The sequence below is a fragment of the Arthrobacter sp. Hiyo1 genome (assembly GCF_001263615.2).
GTDB lineage: Bacteria > Actinomycetota > Actinomycetes > Actinomycetales > Micrococcaceae > Arthrobacter.
Genome location: NZ_DF952472.1, coordinates 333,122 through 335,777, shown reverse-complemented (window position 1 = coordinate 335,777; position 2,656 = coordinate 333,122). Strand labels below are relative to the sequence as shown.

Below are 2,656 nucleotides of genomic sequence, written 5' to 3'. Positions count from 1 at the left end.
GAAACAGCCTGGTAGCGGTGCGGGCGGGTGCCGCGTTCGCGCTCCACGAGGCCTTTCTTCTCGAGGCGGGACAAGACCGTCAGCACCGTGGTGACTGCGAGGTCCTTGCCCTGGTGTCCTGCAATACCATCCGTGGCGGCGGAATCCTGCGCCAGCAGATCACGGAGTTTGTTGGCTGTCGCTGCCTCCTGGCCCGCCCAAAGGAGATCCATGACCGCCCGTTCCAGTTCGCCAAGACTTGCCATCAACGCATCCCTACTTTCCGCACTTGCCTTGCCCGTTTTCGCGGGCTGCATGGAAGTGCGACGATCCAACATTCCTCCCTCAATCTACCGCTTTTCGGGCGGCGATTCTACGTGAGGTAGAACATGCGGCGCGGCGTGTCCTTGCGGCACTGTGACACCGCTGGAAGAGTGGTGAGCACATCGCAGGGGTTTGTTCTACACTGTGTAGAAGAAGTCGGTTCTACGCAACGTAGAAAATGGACGCCGCCAGCGGGCGGCGGAACAATAAGGACAGCCATGGACGCCTTGGAAATCGCACGCTGGCAATTTGGAATCACCACGGTCTACCACTTCATGATGGTGCCGTTGACCATCGGGCTGGGCCTCGTGGTGGCCGTCATCCAGACCCTCTGGTATCGCACCGGCAAGGTGGAATACCTGCGGATGACCAAGTTCTGGGGCAAGCTCTTCCTCATCAACTTCATCATGGGCGTGGCCACGGGCATCGTGCAGGAATTCCAATTCGGCATGGCGTGGAGCGAATACAGCCGGTTCGTCGGCGACGTGTTCGGTGCGCCCCTGGCCTTGGAAGCGCTTCTGGCGTTCTTCGTGGAATCGACCTTCCTGGGACTCTGGATCTTCGGCTGGAAGCAACTCAAGCGCGGCATCCACCTCGCGTGCCTCTGGATCGCCGTGATCGGCTCGGTCTTCTCGGCCTATTTCATCATCGTGGCCAACTCCTGGATGCAGCACCCCGTCGGCGTCACGATGGTCAACGGGCGTCCCGTCATGACCGACGCCTGGGCGGTCTTCACCAACAACACCGCCATGGTGGCCGTACCCCACACGCTCTTCGGCGCGCTGGCCGTCGCCGGTGCGTTCCTCCTGGGCATCGCCTGGTACCACCTCTGGCGCCGCCGCCACGATGGCATTGACACCGTAGGAGCCGATGGCCGGGCCGTAGCAGGCGAAGCCGTCATTCCCGGACGGGACAAGGCCGACTACAAGGTGTGGATCACCTCCCTGCGGATCGGCGCCGTCGTCGCCATGATCTCGTTCGCCGGCACCGCATTCACGGGCGACTTGCAAGGCAAGCTGATGTTCGAACAACAGCCCATGAAGATGGCCGCGGCCGAGGCCGCCTGCCACGACGGCACCGGATTCTCCGTGCTGAGCGTCGGCAACCTCGGGTCCAAGAGCTGCAACGACATTGTGGCCGTGATCGAGGTCCCCGGCATCCTTTCCTTCCTGGCCAAGGGTGATTTCAACACCGAAGTGAAGGGCGTCAACAGCCTCCTTGACGAATACAAGGCCAAGTACGGCACCCACCTGCCGGACAATCCCCTGTACGGCGATCGGGCAGGCCAAGACATCCAGTACGTACCCGTCATGGAAGTGACCTACTGGGGCTTCCGCATGATGATCGGCTTCGGCGGGATCGCTGCCTTTGCCGCGTTGCTCGCCCTGTGGGTGACCCGCAAGGGCATGGTCCCGCAATCCCGCTGGATCATGCGCCTGGCGGTCTTCGGCATCCTCGCTCCCTTCGGTGCAAACGCCGCCGGTTGGATCTTCACCGAAATGGGCCGGCAGCCGTTCGTCGTCGCGCCCAATCCGGACGCCAGCGGCGTCGACCAAGTGTTCATGTTCACGGCCGCGGCCGTCTCACCCGGCGTCTCCGCCGCCGAGCTCATCACCTCGCTGGTCGTGTTGGCCTCCATCTACGCGGTCCTGCTGGTGGTCGAGGTCCGGCTGCTGGTCAAATACGCCCGGGGCGGAGTGGTGTCCGCCATGCCGGAGCTCGCTGAGGCTCGCAGCAGCGAAAAGAAGGAAAAGAAGGACGACGACGGCGGGACGCCGGGTGCTCCGGGCCAGCCCGGTGACAGCGACGACGTCCTGGCATTCGCCTACTAGGAAGCAAAGGGATCTTTCGAATGGAACTGTTGCCTACCGTCTGGTTCGTGGCCATCGCCGTGCTGTGGACGGGTTACCTCTTCCTGGAGGGCTTCGACCTCGGCGTCGGAATGCTCATGAAGCTCTTCGCCCGGAACAACACCGACCGCCGGGTGCTGCTGAACACGATCGGCCCGGTGTGGGACGGGAACGAGGTGTGGCTGCTGACCGCGGCCGGTGCCACCTTCGCGGCTTTCCCGCTGTGGTATGCCTCGTTGTTTTCGGCGCTCTACTTGCCGCTGCTCATTGTCCTGGTGGCCCTGATCTTCCGGGCTGTGGCCTTCGAGTACCGGGGAAAAGTGGACACCGCGCGCTGGCGGACCGTCTGGGACTGGGCGATCGCCTTGGGCTCGTTCACGGCCGCGTTCGGCATCGGCGCTGCCCTCGCGCTGACCACCACCGGGCTGCCGATCGACTCGAACGGCGACCGCCAGGGCGGCCCCTTTGCCTGGTTCAGCGGATACGCGGTGCTGGGCGGATTC

The 2,656-nt window shown here is 63.6% G+C and carries 3 protein-coding genes; 2 read left to right on the top strand and 1 reads right to left on the bottom strand.

The features are described from left to right. The coding region (locus AHiyo1_RS15130) for a BlaI/MecI/CopY family transcriptional regulator (RefSeq protein WP_148667608.1) at positions 1-245 on the bottom strand (245 nt) is incomplete at its 3' end. Positions 246-521: 276 nt separating this feature from the next. Here AHiyo1_RS15130 and AHiyo1_RS15125 point away from each other — a divergent pair. Both AHiyo1_RS15125 and cydB read left to right on the top strand, forming a co-directional pair. Further along, entirely contained in the window at positions 522-2,135 is a 1,614-nt protein-coding gene (locus AHiyo1_RS15125; protein ID WP_059389113.1) for a cytochrome ubiquinol oxidase subunit I, read from the top strand. 20 nt (positions 2,136-2,155) lie between these two features. Further along, positions 2,156-2,656: cytochrome d ubiquinol oxidase subunit II (gene cydB, locus AHiyo1_RS15120; protein WP_084784527.1), on the top strand; the 501-nt coding region annotated here is incomplete at its 3' end.

What these genes read in the sequence shown, in the direction of transcription:
- AHiyo1_RS15125 (WP_059389113.1), top strand. Translation starts at nt 522, where the DNA reads ATGGACGCCTTGGAAATCGCACGCTGGCAATTTGGAATCACCACGGTC.